General features: G+C 69.9%; 19 protein-coding genes. 8 read left to right on the top strand and 11 right to left on the bottom strand.

Going from position 1 to position 22,318, the window contains the following annotated elements:
- The first annotated feature begins 3 nt into the window (after nucleotides 1-3).
- Nucleotides 4-1,164, top strand: a complete 1,161-nt coding sequence (locus AC5JCN_RS13000) for a benzoate/H(+) symporter BenE family transporter (RefSeq protein WP_495755486.1) — start codon at nucleotides 4-6, stop codon at nucleotides 1,162-1,164.
- 44 nt (nucleotides 1,165-1,208) lie between these two features.
- Nucleotides 1,209-2,105, top strand: a complete 897-nt coding sequence (locus AC5JCN_RS13005; RefSeq protein ID WP_495755487.1) for a patatin-like phospholipase family protein — start codon at nucleotides 1,209-1,211, stop codon at nucleotides 2,103-2,105.
- Here the strand turns inward: AC5JCN_RS13005 and AC5JCN_RS13010 are convergent.
- Entirely contained in the window at nucleotides 2,077-2,529 is a 453-nt protein-coding gene (locus AC5JCN_RS13010; protein ID WP_495755488.1) for a nucleoside deaminase, read from the bottom strand. The genes AC5JCN_RS13005 and AC5JCN_RS13010 overlap by 29 nt on opposite strands.
- Before the next feature lie 53 nt (nucleotides 2,530-2,582).
- Here AC5JCN_RS13010 and AC5JCN_RS13015 point away from each other — a divergent pair, with 53 nt between their 5' ends.
- Both AC5JCN_RS13015 and rsmD read left to right on the top strand, forming a co-directional pair.
- Nucleotides 2,583-4,985, top strand: a complete 2,403-nt coding sequence (locus AC5JCN_RS13015; protein ID WP_495755489.1) for a pseudouridine synthase — start codon at nucleotides 2,583-2,585, stop codon at nucleotides 4,983-4,985.
- A gap of 9 nt (nucleotides 4,986-4,994) precedes the next feature.
- Nucleotides 4,995-5,576 (top strand): 16S rRNA (guanine(966)-N(2))-methyltransferase RsmD, encoded by a 582-nt coding sequence (gene rsmD, locus AC5JCN_RS13020; protein ID WP_495755490.1) that lies wholly within the window; start codon nucleotides 4,995-4,997, stop codon nucleotides 5,574-5,576.
- Nucleotides 5,577-5,615: 39 nt separating this feature from the next.
- Here the strand turns inward: rsmD and mutL are convergent, their stop codons facing one another.
- The 10 genes from mutL to AC5JCN_RS13070 form a co-directional block, all read right to left on the bottom strand.
- The gene (mutL, locus tag AC5JCN_RS13025) at nucleotides 5,616-7,526 is read right to left on the bottom strand and encodes a DNA mismatch repair endonuclease MutL (protein ID WP_495755491.1); all 1,911 of its coding nucleotides are present in this window, start codon (nucleotides 7,524-7,526) and stop codon (nucleotides 5,616-5,618) included.
- A gap of 91 nt (nucleotides 7,527-7,617) precedes the next feature.
- Entirely contained in the window at nucleotides 7,618-8,895 is a 1,278-nt protein-coding gene (locus tag AC5JCN_RS13030; RefSeq protein WP_495755492.1) for a M16 family metallopeptidase, read from the bottom strand.
- A gap of 46 nt (nucleotides 8,896-8,941) precedes the next feature.
- The gene (locus tag AC5JCN_RS13035; RefSeq protein WP_495755493.1) at nucleotides 8,942-10,279 is read right to left on the bottom strand and encodes a M16 family metallopeptidase; all 1,338 of its coding nucleotides are present in this window, start codon (nucleotides 10,277-10,279) and stop codon (nucleotides 8,942-8,944) included.
- Nucleotides 10,280-10,397: 118 nt separating this feature from the next.
- On the bottom strand, nucleotides 10,398-11,066 hold the full coding sequence (locus tag AC5JCN_RS13040) for a hypothetical protein (RefSeq protein WP_495755494.1): 669 nt from the start codon (nucleotides 11,064-11,066) through the stop codon (nucleotides 10,398-10,400).
- A 68-nt stretch (nucleotides 11,067-11,134) separates the two neighbouring features.
- Nucleotides 11,135-11,650: a signal peptidase II gene (gene lspA / locus AC5JCN_RS13045; protein ID WP_495755495.1), complete on the bottom strand. Its 516-nt coding sequence runs from the start codon at nucleotides 11,648-11,650 to the stop codon at nucleotides 11,135-11,137.
- A gap of 10 nt (nucleotides 11,651-11,660) precedes the next feature.
- A complete protein-coding gene (locus AC5JCN_RS13050; RefSeq protein WP_495755496.1) occupies nucleotides 11,661-12,035 on the bottom strand; it encodes a hypothetical protein in 375 nt (124 codons plus the stop codon).
- A 222-nt stretch (nucleotides 12,036-12,257) separates the two neighbouring features.
- Complete coding sequence (ileS, locus tag AC5JCN_RS13055) at nucleotides 12,258-15,323, bottom strand: isoleucine--tRNA ligase (RefSeq protein WP_495755497.1); 3,066 nt, start codon at nucleotides 15,321-15,323, stop codon at nucleotides 12,258-12,260.
- Between the two features lie 203 nt (nucleotides 15,324-15,526).
- Nucleotides 15,527-16,234 (bottom strand): HAD family hydrolase, encoded by a 708-nt coding sequence (locus AC5JCN_RS13060; RefSeq protein ID WP_495755498.1) that lies wholly within the window; start codon nucleotides 16,232-16,234, stop codon nucleotides 15,527-15,529.
- A gap of 7 nt (nucleotides 16,235-16,241) precedes the next feature.
- Nucleotides 16,242-17,276, bottom strand: coding sequence for a bifunctional riboflavin kinase/FAD synthetase (locus AC5JCN_RS13065; RefSeq protein ID WP_495755499.1), 1,035 nt, complete (start codon nucleotides 17,274-17,276; stop codon nucleotides 16,242-16,244).
- A gap of 87 nt (nucleotides 17,277-17,363) precedes the next feature.
- Nucleotides 17,364-17,750: a MaoC family dehydratase gene (locus AC5JCN_RS13070; RefSeq protein WP_495755513.1), complete on the bottom strand. Its 387-nt coding sequence runs from the start codon at nucleotides 17,748-17,750 to the stop codon at nucleotides 17,364-17,366.
- Nucleotides 17,751-17,978: 228 nt separating this feature from the next.
- Between AC5JCN_RS13070 and AC5JCN_RS13075 the strand changes: the two genes are divergently transcribed.
- The 4 genes from AC5JCN_RS13075 to fliG all read left to right on the top strand — a co-directional run bounded on the left by AC5JCN_RS13075 (nucleotide 17,979) and on the right by fliG (nucleotide 21,932).
- Nucleotides 17,979-18,464, top strand: a complete 486-nt coding sequence (locus tag AC5JCN_RS13075) for a chemotaxis protein CheW (protein WP_495755500.1) — start codon at nucleotides 17,979-17,981, stop codon at nucleotides 18,462-18,464.
- The gene (locus AC5JCN_RS13080) at nucleotides 18,461-18,805 is read left to right on the top strand and encodes a hypothetical protein (protein ID WP_495755501.1); all 345 of its coding nucleotides are present in this window, start codon (nucleotides 18,461-18,463) and stop codon (nucleotides 18,803-18,805) included. Before AC5JCN_RS13075 ends, AC5JCN_RS13080 begins: the two co-directional genes overlap by 4 nt.
- A gap of 31 nt (nucleotides 18,806-18,836) precedes the next feature.
- Nucleotides 18,837-20,750, top strand: a complete 1,914-nt coding sequence (locus tag AC5JCN_RS13085; protein WP_495755502.1) for a methyl-accepting chemotaxis protein — start codon at nucleotides 18,837-18,839, stop codon at nucleotides 20,748-20,750.
- A gap of 159 nt (nucleotides 20,751-20,909) precedes the next feature.
- On the top strand, nucleotides 20,910-21,932 hold the full coding sequence (gene fliG, locus AC5JCN_RS13090; protein ID WP_495755503.1) for a flagellar motor switch protein FliG: 1,023 nt from the start codon (nucleotides 20,910-20,912) through the stop codon (nucleotides 21,930-21,932).
- Nucleotides 21,933-22,318: the final 386 nt, after the last annotated feature.

The raw sequence follows: 22,318 nt of genomic DNA on the forward strand, positions 1-22,318 counted from the left end.
CTCATGCGCGCCTCCCTCGTCACCTCGGCCGTCGTGGCCGTGCTGGTCGGCTATTTCGGCACGCTGGCCATCATCCTCGCCGCCGCACAGGCGACGGGGGCGGACCATGCGCAGGCCGTGTCGTGGGTCGTGGGGCTCTGCCTCGCCATGGCCGGCACGGCCACGCTTCTCAGCGCATGGAAGAGGATCCCGATCGTCACCGCATGGTCGACGCCGGGCGCTGCCATTCTCGCCGCGTCCACCGTGCCGATGGGCATGGACGTCGCCGTCGGCGCCTTCCTGCTGGCCGGCGCGCTGCTCGTTCTGACGGCCGGCGTGAAGCCGCTCGGCGACCTCGTCGCCCGCATCCCCGGCTCGATCGCCTCCGCCATGCTGGCGGGCGTGCTGCTGCGCTTCGTGCTGGCCGTGTTCGAAAGCGCCCAGCACTCGCCATTGCTCGTGCTGCCGCTCATCGGAGTGTTCCTCGCCGTCAGGCTCTTCAGCCCGGTCGCCAGCGTCATCGCGACGCTCGTCGCTGGAGTAGCGCTGGCGTCCGGGCTCGGACTGGTCGGCCCGCTTCCGCCCTGGGAGGGGCTCCCCTCCCTCACCTTCATCGCGCCGCGGTTCGACGCGACCGCGCTGCTGGGGGTCGGAATTCCGCTCTACCTCGTGACCATGGCCTCGCAGAACCTGCCGGGCTTCGCCGTGCTGCGGGCCGCCGGCTACGAGGCGCCGGTGCGGCCGATCCTCACCGTCACCGGCATCGCCTCGATGCTGTCGGCCCTGGTCGGGGCGCACACCAGCAACCTCGCCGCCATCACCGCCGCCCTGTGCACGGGCCCCGACACGCATCCCGATCCGACAAAGCGCTGGATGGTCGGTCCGTGGTACGGGGCAACCTACCTCCTCTTCGCGGGTCTGGGAGGCTGGCTCGTCGGCCTGTTCGCCGCGCTTCCGGGCGACCTCGTGCGGGCCGTTGCGGGCGTCGCCCTGATGAGCCCGCTCACCGGCGCGCTGGCGGGCGCGCTGTCGGACGCGTCGCATCGCTTTCCCGCCATGCTGACGCTCGCTGTGACCGCGTCCGGCTTCACCATGCTGGGCGTCGGCTCGGCGTTCTGGGGCCTCGCCGCAGGGATCCTCGCCTTCGTGCTGGAGGACATCGCGCGCCGGCTGCGGCCGAGCTGACGGCGGGCCTGTCGGCGCGCCCGTTTCGCGCTTATCTTGTGACCATGCCGCACCGCCATCACGCCCTCGCTCCCGCTCATCCACCGATCGCACTCGCGCTGGGCGGTGGCGGGGCGCGCGGGCTGGCTCACATCGTTGCCCTCGAGGTCCTGGACGAGCTGGGGCTGCGGCCAGACGTGATCGTCGGCACGTCGATGGGCGCCATCATCGGTGCCGCCTATGCCGCCGGGCTGTCCGGCCATGACATCCGGTCGCATGTCACCGAGGTGCTGCGCGACAAGAACCGCGCCATGGCCCGCGTGCTGCAGGCCCGCGTCGGGCGCTTCGCGGACGTGTTCTCGCGCGGGCTCGCCGGCAACCCGGTGATGCTGGACGGCGAGAAGGTGCTCGACCTGTTCTGGCCCGAGGCAGTGCCGGACGCCTTCGAGAACCTCGCCATCCCGTTCTCGGCGGTCGCCACCGACTATCACGCCCGCGAGACGAAGATCTTCGATAAGGGACCGCTGGTGACCGGCGTTGCAGCCTCGATGGCGATCCCGGGCCTCCTTCAGCCGGTACAGGCGCATGGTCGCGTCTTCATCGACGGCGGCGTCGTCAATCCGCTGCCCTTCGACCTCGTCTGCGCTCCGGGGCGTATCGTCGTCGCCGTCGACGTCAGCGGTGGGCACAACCCGGAGCAGACCAAGATCCCCGGGGCGTTCGAGGCGATGATCGGCTCCGCGCAGATCATGCAGCACGCCATCGTCGGGGAGAAGCTGCGGGCCGCCACCCCCGACGTGCTGGTGCAGCCCGCCGTCGGCGCCTACAGCGCGCTCGACTTCTTCAAGGCGCGCGCGGTGCTGGATGCGGCGGAAGCGGCGCGCGATACGCTGAAGCGGGACCTCGGCCGCGCCATCGAAGGCGTCGAACGGCTCACCGCTTCGCAGCGAAGAAGCTCCTGAGGAGATCGGCCGATTCGCTCTCGGCGATGCCGCCGTAGACCTCCGGCGCATGATGGCAGGTGGGAGCCGAGAAGAAGCGCACGCCGTGTTCCACCGCGCCCCCCTTGGGATCTCCCGCCCCGAAGTGCAGCCTCCGGATCCGGGCGAACGATATCGCTGCCGCGCACATGGTGCAGGGCTCGAGCGTGACCGCAAGGTCGCATCCGACCAGCCGCTCGCTGCCGATGGCCGTGCAGGCGGCGCGGATGGCCAGAATCTCCGCATGGGCGGTGGGATCGCCGAGTTCCAGCGTGCGGTTTCCGGCCGCGGCCAGCACCTCGCCGTCACGCGTGACGGCGGCACCGACAGGCACCTCCCCACGCAAGGCAGCGGCCCTGGCCTCGGCCAGGGCGAGGCCCATCGCGTCCAGGCGGCCCGGCGCCATCGCTCCTCGCAACTCTCCTCGCAACACGGCGCGCACTCTGCTATCAGCGCGCCATGACAGACAAGACGAAAGGCGGCGGCGGCTCAAAGGGCCGGCCTCCCTCACGCGGCCCCCGCTCCGGCGACGCAGGCGGCGGACGCCCCCCGCGTTCCGGCGGAGATCGCCCGTTCCGCGCCCGCACCGAGGACGGCGACCGGCCCCGCCCCGCGCGCGCCGGCGGCGGCGCAGGTGACCGTCCATTCCGCAAGCGCACCGAGGGCGAAGCCGGCGAGCGGCCCTACCGCGCACGAAGCGAGGGCGCAGCGCGCCCGCAGCGTCCCCGCCCCGAAGGCGGCGACAGGCCCTATCGAGGCCGTACCGAAAATGACGCCGGCGAACGTCCGGCGCGCAAGCGCCCAGGCGGCGAACGGCCGGCGCGCGCCCGCACCAGCGAGGGTGGCGAGCGCAAGGAGCGATCCTGGAGCCCCGAAGGCGACCGTCCGCGGCCGCGCCGCAGCGAAGGCACCGGCGAGCGCACGTTCCGCCCGCGCGAGGATGGCGACCGTCCACGGCCGCGCAGGACCGAAGGCGCCGGCGAGCGTACCTTCCGCCCGCGTGAAGACGGAGATCGTCCACGGCCGCGCCGGAGCGAGGGCACCGGCGAGCGCACCTTCCGGCCGCGCGAGGATGGTGACCGGCCGCGGCCGCGGCGGGACGATGGGGACCGTCCTTTCCGGCCGCGTCGTGACGACGGCGAGCGCTCCGGCCGTGGCCGCGAGGATCGCGGTCGCTCTGCGCCGCGCGTCGCCTCCGGAGGCGCCCGGAAGGAGTTCGCCGAGCGTGTCGCGAAGGTGATCGCCCGCGCGGGCCTTTGCTCGCGCCGGGATGCGGAAGCCTGGATCGAGGCAGGGCGCGTCGCGGTCAACGGCACGGTGCTGACCAGCCCGGCGCTGGACGTCTCGAAGTCCGACGTCGTGACGGTGGACGGGACGCCGCTGCCCACCCGCGAGCGCACCCGCCTGTTCCTCTACCACAAGCCGCGCGGCATCGTGACGACGGCGCGCGACCCCGAGGGCCGCGCCACCGTCTTCGAAAGCCTGCCGCCCGGGCTGCCGCGCGTCGTGACCGTCGGGCGCCTCGACATCAACACCGAGGGCCTGCTGCTGCTCACCAATGATGGCGGGCTTTCGCGGGTGCTGGAGCTGCCTGAGACCGGCTGGCTCAGGCGCTACCGCGTGCGCGCCTTCGGCGCAGTGGACCAGGCCGTGCTCGACACGCTGAAGGACGGCGTCACCATCGAGGGCATGCACTACGGCCCGGTGGAAGCGGAGATCGACCGCGAGAAGGGCGACAATGTCTGGCTGATCATCGGGCTGCGCGAGGGCAAGAACCGCGAGGTCAAGAAGATCCTCGAGCATCTCGGCCTGCAGGTGAACCGCCTGATCCGCGTCTCCTTCGGTCCCTTCCAGCTCGGCGACCTGCCGGAGGGCGCCGCCGAGGAGGTGACGACACGCATTCTCGTCGACCAGCTCGGGCCGGAGCTCGCCGCGCGGGCGGAGGCGGACTTCGAGTCGCCGGTCTTCGTCTATGACGAGGACGATTTCCGCCCGAAGAAGCGCGAGCCGCGCGAGCGCGAGCGCGACATCGAGCACCGCCGCGAGCGTTTTGGCCGGGACGACCGGGGCGATCGAGGCGAACGCCCGGCGCGTGGCCGCTTCGGCGAGGATCGTGAAAGCCGCGGGCGCCGTGGCGAGGACGAGGCCGAGGAGCGTCCCCGCCCCGCACGCCGGCATCCGACCGAGATCGTGCGCAGCACGTGGCGGGCCGAGGACGTCGAGCCGCTGCCCGCCGCCAAGCGCGTGCCCCGCCGGGGCGCCGACCCCAAGGCCGCCCGCGTCGAGAGTGCCGGGCGCGAGCACATCCGTGCCGGCAGGGTGAAGAGCCGCGCGGGCCGCGAGGTCCTCGTGGAGAAGGTCGCCCGCGATCCCGCCGCCGCCCCGCCTCGCGAGGACAGGCAGGAGCGCTGGCCCGAGCGCGGCGAACGCGCGCCCCGCAGCCGGAATACGTGGTCCGATGGCGGGGACCGCGGCGAACGCCCCGCGCGTGCGCCCCGGCGCAGGGAGGAAGGCAGCGAAGGCCGTCCGGCACGCTCCTTCGGCGACAAGCCGAGAACCCCTCGCCGTGAAGGCGAAGGGCCGCGCCCGGCCGGGCGCACCTTTCGTCCCCGTGAAGACCGCGATGCCGCCGGCGAACGTCCGCGCGGCCCGCGCCGGGAGGGTGGGCCCGGCGGTGGCAAGCGCCCCTTCGGCAAGTCCGCGCCCCGCCCAGAGGGTCGCAGCGAAGGTGCGGGCGACCGCCCCTTCCGTCCCAAGAGCGGTCCCAGGCCCGGCGGATCGCGCCCGGGCGGCGGCGGTGGCAGGCCCGGTGGCCCCTCGCGCGGGCCCGGCGGTCCCCGGCGGCCGCGCCGGGACGACTGAGGCTGAGCCGTGCGCGTCATCGGCGGGCGGTTCAGGGGGCGGGCGCTGACCGGGCCGAAGAGCTGGTCCGTGCGGCCGACGTCCGACCGGCTGCGCGAGACGCTCTTCAACATTCTCGCGCACGCCTATGAGGACCCGATCACCGGCGCGCGCGTGCTCGATCTCTTCGCCGGCACCGGCGCGCTGGGGCTGGAGGCTCTGTCACGCGGCGCCTCCTACGCGCTGTTCGTGGACGATTCGTCCGAGGGACGGGGCCTCGTGCGCGCCAACATCGACGCGCTCGGCGTCGCCGGCATCACCAAGGTCTTCCGGCGCGACGCGACGCGGCTCGGTGGTGCCCACCCCAACGCGCCCTTTTCACTGGTCTTCTGCGACCCGCCCTACGGCCGCGATCTGGCGACGAAGGCCCTTGCCTCCGCCCTCGCGGGCGGCTGGCTGGCGCCGGGCGCGCTGATCCTCGTCGAGGAAGCCGCCGAAGCCGAGCTCGCCCTTCCCGCCGGCATCACCCTGCAGGAAGAGCGCGGCTTCGGGGAGACGAAGGTGCTCTTCTGCCGTGTCTCGGACCGCACGTCTTCCGACGCGCAGCTTTGACTGCAAAAAAGTGCGGGTCTGAGGACCCGCGGTCCGGTTTTACCTTCGGCCGAACAGCCTTTCGATGTCGGAGAGCTTGAGCTCGACATAGGTAGGGCGGCCGTGGTTGCACTGGCCTGAGAGGGGGGTCGCCTCCATGGCGCGCAGGAGCGCGTCCATCTCTTCAGGGCGAAGGCGGCGGCCGGCGCGCACCGAATGGTGGCAGGCGAAGGTGGCGAGCACCTTGTCGAGGCGCTGCTCCAGGGCGAGCGTGCCGCCCCACTCTTCCAGGCTGTCGGCGAGATCGCGTACGAGAGCACCGGCATCCGCCCCCGCCAGAGCAGCGGGGACTTCCGCGACAGCCACGGCGCCGGGCCCGAACGGCTCGACCACGAGCCCCAGCCCGGCCAGCAGGTCCGCCTTCTCGACGAGGCGCTCGGCCGAGACCGGATCCATCTCGACGACGGCTGGGATCAGCAGCAACTGGCGCGCGACGCCGCCCTTGGCCCTCTCCTCCTTCAGCCGCTCATAGACCAGCCGCTCATGCGCGGCGTGCTGGTCGACGATGACGATTCCGTCCGGGGTCTGGGCGACGATGTAGGTGTCGTGCAGCTGGGCCCGAGCGGCGCCGAGCGGGTGGTCCGCGAAGGCCGGCACGGCATCGGAAAAGGCAGCGTCCGCGTGCGGCTCAAAGGCCGGCCTGACGTCGGCCGCCGGAGACCCGATCCCTTCGAAGGCCGCCTGCGGCGGCTCCGCGAACCCGCTCCAGCCCGCTCGGTGGTCATCCGGTGCCGATGGTGAACTGCGCCAGTCCCAGTTGGCGTTGCGCGGCCCCTCGCTCCATCCTCCATGGCGCGGGCCCTCTCCCGAATGGATCCGGAGCGCATCCAGCGTCCGGCCAGAGACGGTGTTGGACGCACGGTGGCCGGCGCGGGACAGTGCCTCCTTGAGCGCGCCGACGACCAACCCGCGGACGAGTCCGGGGTCGCGGAACCGCACCTCGCTTTTTCCCGGATGCACGTTCACGTCAACGCCGCGCGGCGGACAGGAGACGAAGAGCGCCAGCGACGGATGGCGGCCCGAGGGCACCACGTCGGCATAGGCGGCCTTGACGGCGCCCAGCAGCAGCCGGTCGCGCACCGGGCGGCCGTTGACGAAGAGGTGGATCCCTGCCGCGGTCGGCCGGTGCATCGTCGGCAGGCCGGCGAGCCCGGCCAGTCCGGTCTCCTCGCGCAGCGCGTCGATAACGATGCTGTTGTCCACCATCTCTGTGCCGAGCACCTGCGAGAGGCGGCGCGCCATGGCTGTCGCGTCGTCTCCCTGCACGGCCGGATAGTCGAGCGTGGGGGCGCCCTCCCCCTCCAGGGTGAAGCGGATGCGCGGATGCGCCATGGCGAGGCGGCGCACGACATCTGCGACGGCTTGCGCCTCGCTGCGGTCCGTCTTCAGGAATTTGAGGCGCGCCGGCGTGGCGAAGAACAGGTCGGCGACCTCGACGCGCGTGCCGCGGTCCAGCGCGGCCGGGCGGACCTCGTGCTTCAGGCCGGCGTCGACGAGGATGGAAGCAGCCTGGGGCGAGCCCTGCCGCCGGGTCACGATCGAGAGGCGGGCCACGGCGCCGATGGAGGGCAGAGCCTCTCCACGGAAGCCCAGCGTGCCGATGGCGAAGAGGTCGCCGTCCGGCAGCTTGGAGGTGGCGTGGCGCTCCACCGCGAGATGGAGGTCGGCACCATCCATGCCGGCACCGTCGTCGACGACGCGGATCAGGTGACGCCCGCCGCCGTCGACCCGCACGTCGATGCGGCTCGCGCCAGCATCGATGGCGTTCTCGACGAGCTCCTTCACCGCGGAGGCCGGCCGCTCGACGACCTCGCCAGCCGCTATCCTGTCAACGAGGACGGGATCGAGCCGGCGCACCGCACCGGGGGCGCGGGCGGCTTCGTCGGCTCCGGTCCGGACGGGCAGCGCCATGCGAATCTCCTGCCGCGCAGGATAGGCGGTGCAACCGCCGGCAGCGACCCCCGGTGGAACGTCGTCCACCGGGCAAGGCGTCGCGCGAGGCTCAGAGCCCGTCGGGCTTGCCCACCACCGCGACGGCGAGCCTGCCCTCGCCATAGAGGCGTTTAGCGGTGCGGCGGACATCGTCCATCGTCACGGCTTCCACCAGCCCATTGCGACGCTCGAGGTAATCGATGCCGAGGTCGTCGAGCTGGATGCGCACGAGCTGGCCGGCGATCTTGGTCGACGTGTCGAAGCCCAGCGCGTAGGAGCCGGTGAGGTATTTGCGTGCCTTGACGAGCTCGTCCTCGCTTGGTCCCTCGGACGCCAGGGAATGGATCTGCTCCTCGATGATCGACAGCGACTCCGCCGCTCTCTCGTTCTTGGTCGAGGTGCCGCCATAGTGCAGCGGTCCGTGCTCCAGCGGCACGAGCTGCGAATAAACGGAGTAGGCCAGGCCGCGCTTCTCGCGCACCTCGCGGAAGAGGCGCGAGGAGAACACGCCGCCGCCCAGCACGTGGTTGACGACGATCGCCGAAACCCAGTCCGGATCGTTGCGGGCGAGGCCCGGCCCGCCGAAGCGCAGCGAGGATTGCGGAATGTCGAGCGGCACGACGCGCCGTTCCCCGACGCCGGCCGGAGCCAGCGTCGGCACGCTCGTGCGCTCGCCGGTCGCGGGCAGGCGCCCGAACATGCGGTCGAGTTCCGGGCCGAGCGCTGCCGCGTCGATGGACCCGACGACGGCGATCTTCAGCGTGTCCCGGGTGACCACCCGGGCCCTGTAGTCGAGCAGGTCGTCGCGGCCGATGCGCGGCAGGCTTTCCAGGGCGCCCTGCACCGGGCGGCCATAGGGATGTCCGGGGAAGGCGAGTTCAAAGAACGCCTTGCCGACCATGGTGTCGGGATCGTTCATGCCGTGGCGGATTCCGGCCTCGACCTGCGCCCGCACGCGCTCGAGCGGCTCGGCGTCCAGCCGCGGCTCGGCCAGCGACAGGGCCAGCATCTCGAAGGCCTGGTCACGGTGCCTGACGAGCGTGCGCAGATGGCCGGTGAACCCGTCGCGGTCGGCATTGAAGCGCAGCTCGACGGCAAATTCGTCGAGCCTCTCGTGGAAGCTCTGCGAGTCCCAGGGACCGGCGCCCTCGTCGAGCATGCCCGACAGGAAGTTCGCCACGCCCGGCTTGTCGGCCGGGTCCTGTGCCGCGCCGCCGCGCACGGCGAACTCCAGGGCGATCAGCGGGACCGTGTAGTCCTCGACCAGCCAGGCCTCGATTCCGCCGGGCGAGACGACGCGCTGGATCCGCGCGGAGTGTTTCGTCTTCTCGGTCGCGTGAGCGTTCATCGTTTTGTCTTTCGGTCGGCGTGGGCCGCAATGCAGGGACGAACCCTCAGGCGGCCTCGTCCTTGAGGAGATAGCCGGTGACGGAGCGGCGGCGATCCAGCCGCTTGGCGGCCAGTCGTACATCCTCGGGCGTCACCTTCTCGATGTCGTCTGGCCAGCTCGCGACCGAGGCCACCGTTCCGCCGGTCGCAAGCGCGGACCCGTAGATGCGGGCGAGCGAGGCCTGGCTGTCCTGCGCGTAGACCGTGTCGGCGATCAGCCGCGTCTTCGCGCGGGCGAGTTCGTGCGCGTCGACGCCCCCGTCGACGATCTCGCCGATCACCGCATCGACCTCCGCCTCGAGCGTCTCGAGCGAGACGCCGGGGTGTGGCATGGCCCACACCATGAAGCGCGTCTCGTCCAGCGCCGAGCCCTGGTACCACGCGCCGGCCGCGACCGCGACGCGGCGGTCCATGACGAGGCGGCGGTGCAGCCGGCCCGTCGACTGGGCCCCGAGGATCTGCGACAAGAGGTCGAAAGCCTCGGCCTCGCCGGGCTGGCCCGTGGTGTAGGACGGCGTCAGGTAGGCGCGCTGCAGCGAGGGCTGCTCGACCTTCGGGTCTGCGAGCACGACCCGCCGGGCAGCCCTGGGCTCCGGCTCGCGCGGGCGGCGGCGCTGGGGGGCGTCGGCGGCCGGGATAGCGCCATAGGTCTTTTCCGCGAGCGCCTTCACCTCCTCGGCAGTCACGTCGCCGGCGACGATGAGGATGGCGTTCGCCGGCGTGTAGAAACGCCGGTAGTAGCTGAGCGCGTCCTCGCGCCCGAGATCCTCGATCTCGTGCATCCAGCCGATGATCGGCTTGCCGTAGGGGTGGTGGGTGTAGAGGGTCGCGGCCAGGGCTTCGCCGAGCTGGGCAGCGGGGTCCGTCTCGGTCCGCATGCGGCGCTCCTCGAGGACCACGTCGCGCTCTGGCGCAACGACGGCGTCGTCGAGGACGAGGCCCGTCATCCGGTCGGCCTCGAACGCCATCACGGTTTCCAGATGGTCGCGGGCGACGCGCTGGAAATAGGCCGTGAAGTCGTTGGACGTGAAGGCATTCTCCTGCCCGCCGATCTCGGCGACGACGTTGGAGAACTCGCCCTGCGGATGCTTCTCCGTGCCCTTGAACATCAGGTGCTCGAGGAAATGCGCGATGCCCGACTTGCCGACCGGATCGTCCGCGGAGCCGTTGCGATACCAGATCATGTGGGTCGCCACCGGCGTGCGGTGGTCCGGGATCACCACCACCTCGAGTCCGTTGGCGAGGTGGAAATGCGACACCGCCGGCCCGCCGCCTGCGCTTTGTCCCGGGTCTGCTCCGGCCCTGGCTGCGCTGGACTGTGTCGCGGTGTCGGTCACGGTCATGAAAGCGATCCCTTTCCGGAAGGCGGCGGCGCGGTGAGCGCCAAGCCTCTCACATAAGCAGAAAGGGCCCGTCTTGCGACAGGCCCATCCGCAAATGCGACATTACGCTTGGTGTCCGTCACTGGATGTCCGTGATCGGCTCGCCGTTGAACTTGCTCTTGCGCTTCACCGGCTCGGGCGGGAGATCCACGGGCGCCTTGGCCGACGGTGCGCGGTAGCCGCTCGGCGGGTCGGTGAGATAGCGGCGCTCGGGCTCCTGGCCCGCCACGAGCTTCGTCTCACCGAGATTGGAGTCGGCATTCTGCTTCTGCAACTCGGTGATCATCGCCGGGTCGTTCCAGTAATGATCGGCGTTCAGGCGCCAGTCGCGGCCATCATTGCCGCGGCTGTTGTCGAGGGTCGCGCCGGGCCTGTAGCCCGCGTTGCGCTCTTCCCTCGTGATCGGCCGGTTGGACGCGTGCTCTGCCTCGACGCTGCTCATGCGCGGGCGGCGGCGCTCTTCCTCTTTCTGCTTCCGGCGCAGCACGTCGGGATCCTGCGGCCAGGCCGGATTGGCGGCCGAGGCGGACTGCTGCGGAGGAGGAAGCTCCTGGATCTTCGGCGGCACCACCAGCGGAGCGCGCTCGCGGTAGGTGATCTCGGGCTTGTCTTCTCCGCCCAGCCCGAACATGCCGAGGGCGAAGTCGAAGACGCCGCCTTCCTCAGCGCGGGCCGGTGCCCCCGCACCGACTACGCCTGCGAGGAGTGCCAGCGCGATCAGGGGCCGTCTTGCTGCGTGGAATGCCATGGCAACCAATCCATCCGGTCCGGGGAGCCGCCCCGCATGCCGCGCCAAGGCGGCCGATTTGAGGCGGCTCACTCGGAAGTGGAACCGCTCGCACCAACGGCGGCCTCGCCGCGGCGCCGATGCTCCAGGAAGAAGGAGTCATACAGAAGCAGGGCCACTCCCGCAACGATCGCCGAATCCGCCACGTTGAAGACGTAGGGGAAGAACGGCAGCCAATAGAGCAGCACGAAATCCGCTACCGCCCCGTAAAGAGCCCGGTCGAGCGCATTGCCCAGCGCGCCGCCGACGAGAAGGCCGAGCGCCACCCCATTGAGCCACACCCTGGTGCGTCCCAGCCACAGCGCCAGGCCGATGCAGGCGGCGATCGAGAGGGCCACCAGCGCCCAGCGGCCCCAATCCTCATGCTGCTGGAAGAGGCCATACGAGATGCCGCGGTTCCACACCATCACTAGGTCGAAGAACGGGCCGACGCGGATCGGCGGACGGTCGGGGAGGCGCACGACATGGAGGATCCAGGCCTTCACGGCCTGGTCCACGGCAAGTACGACGACGGCGAGGATCGCGCCGAGGCGGCCAGGTGTCATGCGGCGCTGCTTACGGCTTCGCCGCGTCCGGGGCAATGGGCGGGACGGAAGGAGCCGCAGCTGTGGGCGGTGTACTCCCTCCACTGGCGGGGAGCATGATCACGATGGGCTGCGGGGCCGGGGCGGCGGCAGCCTGGCGCTGCTCGGGGGCAGCCTGCTTGGCGGCGTAATCGGCGATGTTGAAGGTGAGGGCGGCCACACCGAGCGCGGCAGCGAAGCACGCGATCAGTGATCCGATGAGGAACTCGCGCGTCGGAAGCCTGGCCACGTCACGGGTGAGCGCCGACAGCTTGTCGTCGATGGAATCCATCCGCACGTTCATGCGGTCGAACTGTTTCGCGAACAGCTCGGTGCGCTCTTCCAGCCTGATGACCCGCGCGTCCATGCCGTCCAATGTGCTCCCGCCCCCGCCGGATTTCAAATTTCCCGGTTGGGACGCCGCCGATTGTACGGGAGGGTCCTTCAACGGACCTTCGCGACGGGCCGACATGCCAGCCTCCCCTGCTGCCCGTGCGGGGAGGTCATCACGATCTTGCAGGCCCCGCCGCACATTTCCGGTCCCGCTCCATCCACGGAGCAAGAGTAGGATCGCGGCGGAGCCGGTCCACTAACCCGCGGTTGAAGCCGCGTGGGACGCATCCCACTCCCTCAACGCCGCCGCGTCGCGCGGCGTCACGTCCGGATAGTCCGGATCCGTCCCGATTTCGGTCGAGAAGCGCCACGAGCGGGCGCATTTGATGCCGGGTGCCCGCCGGGGAACAACGGCCACCCCCGCCACGTCGTCGAGGCGGAAGGCTTCGGCCGGCCCCTCGCCATCGGCTAACGTCACGCCGGAGGTGATGCAAACATCCGCGAAGTCGACGGTGGCGAGCAGCGCGCGGAGAGCGTCGTCGACGACGAAGACCTCCGGCGCAGCCTCCAGCGAGGCGCCGATACGCTTGCTGGCCCGCTCGATCTCCAGCGCGCCGGTGACGACGCGCCGCACCCGGCGAACCTTCTCCCACTTCGCCGCCAGTGCGTCGTCGCGCCAGGAGGCGGGCGTCTGCGGGAACGTCTCAAGGTGCACGGACGCCTCGTCGCCGCCATAGCGCGACAGCCAGGCTTCGTCGGCTGTGAAGACGAGGATGGGCGCGAGCCACACGGCGAGACGCCGGAACGTCGCGTCGATAACCTGCAGTGCCGCGCGGCGGCGCACGCTCGACGCCGGATCGCAGTAGAGCGCGTCCTTTCGCACGTCGAAGTAGAACGCGGACAGATCGCCGGTCATGAACGCGGTGAGAAGCGCCACGACCTTCTTGTAGTCGAACTCCGCATAGGCCTCGCGCACGGCCACGTCGAGTTCCGCCAGCCGGTGCAGGATCAGCCGCTCCAACTCGGGGATGTCGGCATAGGCGACCTCGTGGCCCTGTTCGAAATGGGCGAGGGTGCCGAGCATCCACCGCAACGTGTTGCGCAGCTTGCGGTAGGTCTCGACGAAGGTTTTCAGGATCTCGGGGCCGATGCGCAGATCGTCGGCGGAGTCTGACGCCGCGACCCACAGGCGCAGGATGTCGGCGCCGCTCTCGCGGATGACGTCCTGGGGGGCGGTCACGTTGCCCTTCGACTTCGACATCTTCTCACCCTTCTCGTCGAGGACGAAGCCGTGGGTGAGAACGACGTCGTAGGGCGCCCGCCCGCGGGTCCCGCAACTCTCAAGCAGCGAGGAGTGGAACCAGCCGCGATGCTGGTCGGATCCCTCCAGGTACATGACAACGTCGCGACCGCCGTCGACCTTGCGGAGGACACCGGAGAGGCCGGGGAACTGCTCGGGATCCTCCAGCGTGAAGGCATGCGTCGAGCCGGAGTCGAACCACACGTCCAGCACGTCGGTGACGGGCTTCCACTCGGACGGGTCGTCGACCAGCCCTTCCAGGAAACGCCTCGCGTCGCCGCTGAACCATGCATCCGCGCCCTGCTCGGAAAAAGCCGCGCCGATGCGCCGCGACAGCTCCTCGCTCCCGGCGAAGCCGGGGCCGGGCGCGAGGTCGACGACGTTGCCCGCCGCGTCCTCGCAGATGAAGACCGTGATCGGCACGCCCCAGGCGCGCTGGCGCGAGATGACCCAGTCGGGCCGGTTCTCGATCATGCCGTTGATACGGTTCTCGCCGACGCCCGGCACCCAGCGCGTGTGGCTGATCGCGCGCAGCGCCACATGGCGCAGCGTTTCGCCGCCGAGGCTGTCCACCGGCCGGTCCATGGCGATGAACCATTGCGGCGTGTTGCGAAACAGCAGCGGCGCCTTGGAGCGCCATGAATGCGGATAGCTGTGCTGCAGACGGCCGCGGGCGATCAGGGCCCGGGTCTGCACCAGGGCTTCGATCACCCGCCTGTTGGCGTCGCCCTCCTTGCCCTTGTTGTCGAAGACGCGGGCGCCGGCGAAGAGCGGCACGTGCGGGTAGTAGGCGCCGTCGGCACCCACCGTGTGCGGCACCTCGCTCGTGCCGGCGGCCGCAAAGGCCGCCCGGTTGGCGACGAAGGAGTTGTAGTCGTCGGCGCCGTGACCCGGCGCCGTGTGCACGAAGCCCGTGCCGGCATCGTCGGTCACATAGTCGGCCGCGACCATCGGCACGCCGAAATCATAGTAGCCGCCACTGTCCGGCAGGCCCCTGAACGGGTGCCTGCAGGCGCGGATCGTGGCGGGATCGACGTCGCGAACGCGCTCGAAGGTTTCGGCCTTGGCCGCCGCCATCACCGGCGCGGCGAGCTTGTCGGCGAGGATGTAGAGGTCGCCGGGCTTGGCCCAGTTGCCTTCCGGCGCCGCCGTGACGCGGTACAGCCCATAGGAGATCGCATGCGAATATGCGATGGCGCGGTTGGCCGGGATCGTCCAGGGCGTCGTCGTCCAGATCACGACCGAGGCAGACTGCAGGTCCTCGACGGCATCGGACTGGCCGGCGGCGCGAAGCTGCACCTCGGCAGCCGTGTCGAGCAGGTCGACCGGGAACTTGACCCAGATCGTGGTGGACTGGTGGTCGTGGTACTCGACCTCCGCTTCGGCGAGCGCCGTGCGCTCGACGACCGACCACATGACAGGCTTGGACCCGCGGTAGAGTTGCCCCGTCGCGGCGAACTTCATGAGTTCGCGCGCGATCTGCGCCTCGGCCGGGAAGGCCATGGTCGAATAGGGGTGAGCCCAGTCGCCGACCACGCCGAGCCGCTTGAACTCCTCGCGCTGGACGGAAAGCCAGTGCTCCGCGAAGGCGCGGCACTCGCGCCGGAACTCGACGACGTCGACCTCATCCTTGTTGAGGCCCTTGCGGCGATACTCCTCCTCGATCTTCCACTCGATCGGCAGACCGTGGCAGTCCCAGCCCGGGACGTAGTTGGAATCGTGCCCGAGCATCTGCTGCGAGCGCGTCACGAGGTCCTTGAGGATCTTGTTGAGCGCATGCCCGATGTGGACGTTGCCATTGGCATAGGGCGGGCCGTCATGCAGCAGGAACTTCGGCCGTCCGGCCGAGGTCTCGCGCAGGCGGTTGTAGAGGCCGAGCCTGTTCCATCGCGCCAGCAGTTCGGGCTCGCGCTGGGGGAGCCCGGCACGCATCGGGAAACCGGTCTGGGGCAGGAACAGCGTCTTCGAATAGTCGCGGCCGGAGGCGGCGTCCGTCGCGGGGGCAGTCGGGTGGTCGTTCATCGGTAGAACCGGGTGGGCCGGCCGCAGGGCGGCGGGCGGGCGGGCAATCGGGCGGAAGAGGCGCAGGCGCCAGTGTCCCGGGACCCCGCGAGGGCAGGCCTCACGCGGGGACCGGGCCGGTAATTCGCAGCGTCGCCAAGCTCCGGGCCGTCGTCATGGCCCCGCTTCTAACAGCGGGCGCGGCCGGAATAAAGCCCGGCTCTTCATCCCAGTTGCCGGAGCAGCTCGCCGAGTTGCCCGAGGTGGTCGAGCTTGTGGAAGCGCGGCTCGTTTGCCGGCTCCTTGGCATGCTCCAGGGCCCAGGTGAGATGGTGCGGCACGTGCACGCCCACCGCGCCGCTCGCAATGGCGGGCAGGACGTCGGACTTCAGCGAGTTGCCCACCATCATGCTGCGTTCCGGACCGTCCCCGTGGCGCGCGAAGACCCGCGCATACGTCGCCTGAGTCTTGTCGCTGACGATCTCGATCGCGTCGAAGAGTCCGCCCAGCCCGGACTGCGCCAGCTTGCGCTCCTGGTCGAAAAGATCCCCCTTCGTGATCATCATCAGGCGGTAGTCGGCGGCGACCGCCTCCAGCGTTTCCCTCACATGCGGAAGCGTCTCGACGGGATGCGCGAGCATCTCGCGCCCGGCCTCCAGGATGTCGGCGATGACGGGAGCCGGCACACGACCGCCCGTCACCTCGATCGCCGTCTCGATCATCGAGAGCGTGAAGCCCTTGATGCCGAAGCCGTAGAGCCTGAGGTTGCGCTTTTCCGCTTCCAGCAAGCGGGCCGGCATGTCGGCTCCCTCGGCATGGGGTGCCAGCAGCGCGGCGAAGCGCTCCTCGGTGATGCGAAAGAACTGCTCGTTCTGCCAGAGCGTGTCGTCGGCGTCGAAGCCGATGGCCGTGATGCGGCGGGCGCCCGTCATGGCAAGCTCACACGGACGCCGCCCGTGGCGGCAGTTCGACCTCGGGCAAGGGCAGCAGGCTCGGCGCCGGCACGACGTCACCCCGCGACAGCGCGGCCCGCGCCTCACGGCTGTCCTGGTCCATCCGCGCGATGAGCGCCTCGACAGAGTCGAATTTCTCCTCGCCTCGGATGCGGGCGCAGAACTCGACGTCCAGCACGCGGCCATAGAGGTCGCCGGTGAAGCCGAACAGAAAGACCTCCAGCAGCGGGGCGCCGTCGTCGAAGGTCGGCCGGCGGCCATAGCTCGCGACGGCGTCATGGACGGTGCCGTCGAGGGAAACCCGCACGGCGTAGATGCCGTGCTTCAGCCCGCAGGCCGCATCGAGCTGCATGTTCGCCGTCGGATATCCGAGCGTCCGCCCTCGCTTGTCGCCGTGCACCACCTCGGCGCGGGCGATCCAGCGGTAGCCCAGGAGCCTCGCGGCCTCCTCCACGTCCCCCGCCGCCAGCGCTGCCCGGACCGCGGAGGACGAAACGGCATGTCCCGCCACCTGCAATGGCAAGACGACGCTGACGTCAAGGCCGAGCGCGGCGCCGCGCTCGGCGATGAAAGACGGCGAGCCCTCGCGTCCGCGTCCGAAGTGGAAATCATGGCCCACGGCGACCCCCGCCAGTCCGAGCCGGCCGGCCAGCACGTCGCCGACGAAATCCGCAGCGCCGGTGGCGGCCAGCGCCGGGCCGAACGCCATGACGATGGCGCCGTCCAGCCCGAGCCTGCGTGCGATGGCCAGCTTCAGCGGCAGCGGCGTGAGGCGGAACACGGGCTCCTGCGGCCGGAAGAAGGCGCGCGGATGCGGCTCGAAAGTGAGCAGAACGGCGGGGCGGCCGGCCGGCCGCGCCATCGCTTCGGCCTGCTCGATGACGGCGCGATGGCCGAGGTGCAGTCCGTCGAAGTTGCCGATCGCGGCTACTGCGCCCGAGAGTTCCGGAGGGAGCGGTCGGTCCCCGTCCACGGCCAGGAACGGGCGCTGGCGGTTCGGCATGTCCTGCGGGAGCGTCATGAGCGGATGCGGCCTCTGAGCCTCCGGGCCTGGGCCGGGAAGCGGGCGCAAACTGGCGCGGCGCACCCGGCGGGTCAAGACTGCGCGTCACGCCCGCCGGCGTGGCGCCATCACCCAGGCCTCGCCTTCCAGCACGGGCTTACCGTCGACGAGGCAATGGCAATCGAGCCGCACGCGGCTGCCCTTCTCCACCATTTCCGCCACCTCGACCACCGCTGCGACGACGTCGCCGATCCTGACGGGCGCGAGGAAGCGCAGCGTCTGAGACAGGTAGACGGCGCCCGGGCCGGGCAGCCTCGTTCCGATCAGCGCCGAGATCAGGCTTGCCGTGAACATGCCGTGCGCGATGCGCTGGCCGAAACGCGTCCCGGCTGCAAAATCCTCATCGAGGTGTAAGGGGTTGTCGTCGCCGGAGACTTCCGCGAACAGCGTCACGGTCGTTTCCATCACCGTCCGCATGAGCGTATCGCGCATCCCGACGGACAGATCCTCGAAGCAGTAGGTCTTCAAGGCACGGCCTTTCGCGTCATCTGGGCGGGGTCACGTTCCTATGCTTGCGGGTCTAGCACGGAGACTCTGGCCCGCAGAATAGAACCAAAGGCGTGGCAGCGATTGATTCACGTTTAGGTCGTAGCTTTGGCTGGAGTGGAACCCTGCCGTGTGCCCGGACGGGGACCGGGACGACATCCTAGGAGATCGAACGTGTCGCTGACCAATGCTTCCGGAGAGAGCGGCGGACTTCTTGCCGCGGGCGAAGTGCTCCAGATCGTGACGTTCCGCGTGGATGGCCGCAGCTTCGGGATCGATGTGAGCGCCGTGCGCGAGATCAAGGGCTGGCAGCCGACGACCCCGCTGCCGAACTCTGCCAGCCATGTGCTGGGCGTGATCAACCTGCGCGGCGCCATCATCGCCGTCTACGACCTGCGCCGTCGCCTCGGCCTCGGCACGACCGAACTGTCGCGCTCCAGCGTCGTGATCGTGGTCGATCTCGGCGAGCGCTATGTCGGCATTCTCGCCGATGCCGTTTCCGACATCGTCGACGTCGACTCGGCTTCCCTGCGCGCTGCGCCGGACGTGGCCAATGACGGCGGCGACCTCCTCAAGGGCCTGGTGGTCAAGGGCAACGAAGTCGTCGCCCTCCTCGACCTCCCGGCCATCGTGATGGAAACCACTGCCCGCGCCGCATGAGCGCCGCAAGCGCGCTGGGGGCCGCGGCCTTCCTGCTCGCGGCCGGAGCCCTTCCGGCGGCCGCCATGCTGGCGCCCCGCCCGGGACAGCCGGTCGCCATCCTGCACAGGGTGGCGGACGGTGGTGCCGCCGCCGAAGCGGTGGCGAGAGCGGGTGGCGAATTGCTGAAGATGGAAGGTGGCCGCGTCACCGTGGCGCTTTCCGAACAGGCCGGCTTCGCGTCGCGCCTGCAGTTATCGGGTGCCTGGCTCGTACTCGACGCCGCTGCACTCAACGCCTGCGAGCCTGCCTCCCGCCGTGCTTCCAGACTTCCCCACGGTATCGCGACGCCAAGTCTGTAGATCACACCCTTTCAAACCCGACGGAACCCCGATGCCCACGGACTCCCTGACCAAGATTCGCCTGCAATTCGGCAAGGGAATGATGGCGCTCGTCTGGGCACTGGTGCCCGTCTGCGCCGCGACCGCCGTTCTGCTGGACCACTCCGCTCTCTTCGTCACGCTCGCCGCGGTCATCTTCGCGGCGGTGCCGACCCTGGCGTGGCGTGCCAGCCCGACCGGCGAGTTCACGCGCTGGAGCTCGTCGATCGCGCTCGCGGGGCAGGTCGCCCTGATGCTGGTGGCGGCCCAGGGCACCGTGATGCAGATCGACGTGCACATGGCCTTCTTCGCCGCGCTCGCCATTGCCGCGGGGTGGCTGTGCTGGAGCTCGGTGATCCTGGCCGCCGCCGTCATCGCCGTCCACCATCTGGTCCTTAACTTCGTCTACCCCCTCGCCGTATTCCCGGAGGGGACCGATTTCTCCCGCGTGGTTCTGCACGCCGTCATCGTCGTGGTCGAGACCGGCGCGCTCGTTTGGCTCGCGGTGAGCTTCTCCCGGGCACTCGCGGCGTCCGACCTGCTGGCGCGCACCGTCAACACGGCCCTTGCCGACAAGGAGGCTGCGGAAGCCGAGCGGGAACGCCTTGCGCGCCAGGTCGAGAAGGAGCGGACCGAAACGCAGGAAAGGCTTATCGGCACGGTCGGTGCGGCCGTCGAGGCTGCCAAGCGTGGTGACTTCCATCACCGCGCGGAGCGCGCGGCCGAGCTGGGGCCGCTCGGGACGCTCGTCGACGGCGTCAACGCCATCAACGCGGCGATGGACAGCGCTATCACCGAATTCGCCACCGTGCTGCGCGCAGTCGCCGCAGGGGATCTCACGCAGACCGTCGACGGCAACTATTCCGGCCGGCTGAGCGAGCTTCGCGACGCGCTGAACGACACGGTCGAGAAACTGTCGGAAACCGTGCTGACGATCCAGCACACATCCGTCGATGTCGGCTCGGCGGCACAGCAGATCAACTCGGGCGCCGACGACCTGTCGCGCCGGACCGAGGAGCAGGCGTCCTCGCTGGAGCAGACCGCTGCGACGACAGAGCAGCTCGCGGCTTCCGTGAAGGCCTCGGCGGGCGCGTCCCGCGAGGCGGTCAACCTGTCGCAGGAAGCGATTCAGGTGGCCGAAAGCGGCGGCAGCATTGCCCGAGACGCGGTCAACGCCATGTCGCGCATCGAGGAAGCGAGCAAGAAGATCTCGGATATCACCTCGATCATCGACGACATCGCCTTCCAGACCAACCTCCTCGCCCTCAACGCGGCCGTCGAGGCGGCACGGGCAGGCGAGGCCGGCAAGGGCTTCGCGGTGGTCGCTTCCGAGGTGCGCACGCTGGCGCAGCGCTCGAGCGTCGCGGCCAAGGACATTTCGGGCCTGATCGACTCGTCCAACACCGAGGTGTCGCAGGGCGTGCGGCTCGTCCGCGAAGCCGGCGAGGCGCTGGAAAAGATCGTCTCGGCGTCGGCGAAGGTCTCCTCGACCGTCGCCGAGATCTCCGCCGCGGCGGGAGAGCAGGCCAACGGCATCGACGAGATGAGCCAGGCCGTCGCCCACATGGACGAGATGACGCAGCAGAACGCGGCCCTGGCCGAGCAAAGCGCCGCCTCCGCGTCCTCCCTCGCCCAGCAGATCCAGAGGCTCAATGCCCTGGTCGCTGCGTTCCGCACCAAGCAGGGCCGCGGCGTTCAGGTCGCCATGCCGATGCCCACGCCCACCGAGCCGGCCCGGCTCCGGTCGCTGGCCGAGGCGGCCTTCGGCGGCTCGGGTGTCAAAAAGCCGGTGGCCGCGGCACCGAAGCCCGCCGTGAAGCCGGTTCGCAAGCCCCCCGTTCGGACCGCGGCCCGGCCGTCCGCCCCCGCGCCCCGCAAGGCGGCCACGGCGGCTGCGGCCGTGCCGGCCGACTGGGAAGAGTTCTGAGTTCGCTCGAAGCCGTCCGGCAACCGACAGGGGGGAGCTTCCGGGCTCCCCTTTTGTCTGGCCCAGGTGCAGCTTCATCGCCGGGGCGGCTTCCCGTAACCCTTTGGTAACCATGAGTGAAGCACAACTTGACGCTGTGCTAGCCGCGTCCGGAAACCCATGGCTGAGGCTGAAGAGAAACGGGCTGTAGACCTTTCAGGGCCAGAGAGAGCTGCCATCCTCCTGCTCGTGCTGGGCGAGGATTTCGGCTCTCCGCTCTGGACGTCGCTCGACGATGACGAGCTGCGCAAGGTCACGCTCGCCATGTCGACCCTGGGCACGGTGAACGCCAGGGTGGTCGAGCAGGTTCTCGCGGATCTCGCCAATCAGTCGAACCGCCTCACGGTGGTCGGTGACTTCGACCGCACGCAGGAGCTGCTGCTCAAGCTCCTGCCGCGCGATCGCGTCGATCCCATCATGGAGGAGATCCGCGGTCCGGCCGGGCGCACGATCTGGCAGCGCCTCTCCAACGTGCAGGACAACCTGCTCGCCAACTACCTGAAGACCGAGCATCCGCAGACCGTGTCGCTGATCCTGTCCAAGATCCGCTCGGACCACGCGGCACGCGTGCTCACCTTGCTGCCGGACGACTTCGCCACCGACGTGATGCTGCGTATGCTGCAGCTCGACACCGTGTCGAAGGACGCGCTGGACCAGGTCGAGGAGAGCCTGCGCACCAACTTCATCGCCAACCTGTCGCAGACCTCGCGGCGGGACGCGCACGACCTGCTGGCCGAGATTTTCAACTCCCTCGATCGCCAGAACGAGCAGAAGTTCATGGAGTCGCTGGAGTCTGCGGCCTACAAGTCGGCTGAGAAGATCCGCGCCCTGATGTTCACCTTCGAGGACATTACGCGCCTCGATGCGAACTCCGCGCAGACGCTGATCCGCAACGTCGACAAGACAGACCTGGCGCGTGCGCTGAAGGGGACTTCGGCTGTCATCCGGGACTTCTTCACCTCCAAGATGACCCAGCGCGCCGCCGCCGTGTTCTCGGACGAAATGGCCGGGCTCGGACCGATCCGGCTCAAGGAGGTGGACGAGGCGCAACAGCGCATCATCGCCATTGCCAAGGGCCTCGCGGAGAAGGGCGAGATCATCATCGCCAAGGGCGGCAAGGAAGACGACGTCATCCTCGAGTGATGCGCCGGCAGCGCGTTGACCGGCCGTTCACCATGACACGCGAGCGTGGGCGCGGCCGCAGGCCCGCGGGCCACGGCATCTTCCTGCGGGGAAGGCGACCTCTACAACTCGACCTTCCCAATTACTACTCGCAGATGAATCCCGAAGCTTGTACCCGAGCCACCATTGCTGTGCCAGTCCGGACGACTACTTTCCCGGCTTTGTCCCGCCGTCCCATCATTTATTAAGCTGTCCACTCTAACGTGTACTCAAGACGGAGGACTTGGGTGTGGTTGAGCTTGTCGTGGCGGAGCAGCCTGGCCGGGGGGACGTCGTGTCCTTGCATGGCGGGCTGAAGGAGGCCCTGGCGCTTGGGGCGGGGGTGCGGCTGGACGTGTCGGCGACGG

The organism is Alsobacter sp., from assembly GCF_059501845.1.

Coding starts and splice junctions, on each gene's coding strand:
- AC5JCN_RS13040 (WP_495755494.1), bottom strand. CDS start 11,066: ATGGCATTCCACGCAGCAAGACGGCCCCTGATCGCGCTGGCACTCCTC.
- AC5JCN_RS13010 (WP_495755488.1), bottom strand. CDS start 2,529: ATGGCGCCGGGCCGCCTGGACGCGATGGGCCTCGCCCTGGCCGAGGCC.
- AC5JCN_RS13035 (WP_495755493.1), bottom strand. CDS start 10,279: ATGACCGTGACCGACACCGCGACACAGTCCAGCGCAGCCAGGGCCGGA.
- mutL (WP_495755491.1), bottom strand. CDS start 7,526: ATGGCGCTGCCCGTCCGGACCGGAGCCGACGAAGCCGCCCGCGCCCCC.
- AC5JCN_RS13050 (WP_495755496.1), bottom strand. CDS start 12,035: ATGGACGCGCGGGTCATCAGGCTGGAAGAGCGCACCGAGCTGTTCGCG.
- lspA (WP_495755495.1), bottom strand. CDS start 11,650: ATGACACCTGGCCGCCTCGGCGCGATCCTCGCCGTCGTCGTACTTGCC.
- AC5JCN_RS13065 (WP_495755499.1), bottom strand. CDS start 17,276: ATGACGCTCCCGCAGGACATGCCGAACCGCCAGCGCCCGTTCCTGGCC.
- fliG (WP_495755503.1), top strand. CDS start 20,910: ATGGCTGAGGCTGAAGAGAAACGGGCTGTAGACCTTTCAGGGCCAGAG.
- AC5JCN_RS13000 (WP_495755486.1), top strand. CDS start 4: ATGCGCGCCTCCCTCGTCACCTCGGCCGTCGTGGCCGTGCTGGTCGGC.
- AC5JCN_RS13085 (WP_495755502.1), top strand. CDS start 18,837: ATGCCCACGGACTCCCTGACCAAGATTCGCCTGCAATTCGGCAAGGGA.
- AC5JCN_RS13080 (WP_495755501.1), top strand. CDS start 18,461: ATGAGCGCCGCAAGCGCGCTGGGGGCCGCGGCCTTCCTGCTCGCGGCC.
- AC5JCN_RS13060 (WP_495755498.1), bottom strand. CDS start 16,234: ATGACGGGCGCCCGCCGCATCACGGCCATCGGCTTCGACGCCGACGAC.
- AC5JCN_RS13070 (WP_495755513.1), bottom strand. CDS start 17,750: ATGCGCGATACGCTCATGCGGACGGTGATGGAAACGACCGTGACGCTG.
- AC5JCN_RS13030 (WP_495755492.1), bottom strand. CDS start 8,895: ATGAACGCTCACGCGACCGAGAAGACGAAACACTCCGCGCGGATCCAG.
- ileS (WP_495755497.1), bottom strand. CDS start 15,323: ATGAACGACCACCCGACTGCCCCCGCGACGGACGCCGCCTCCGGCCGC.
- AC5JCN_RS13015 (WP_495755489.1), top strand. CDS start 2,583: ATGACAGACAAGACGAAAGGCGGCGGCGGCTCAAAGGGCCGGCCTCCC.
- AC5JCN_RS13005 (WP_495755487.1), top strand. CDS start 1,209: ATGCCGCACCGCCATCACGCCCTCGCTCCCGCTCATCCACCGATCGCA.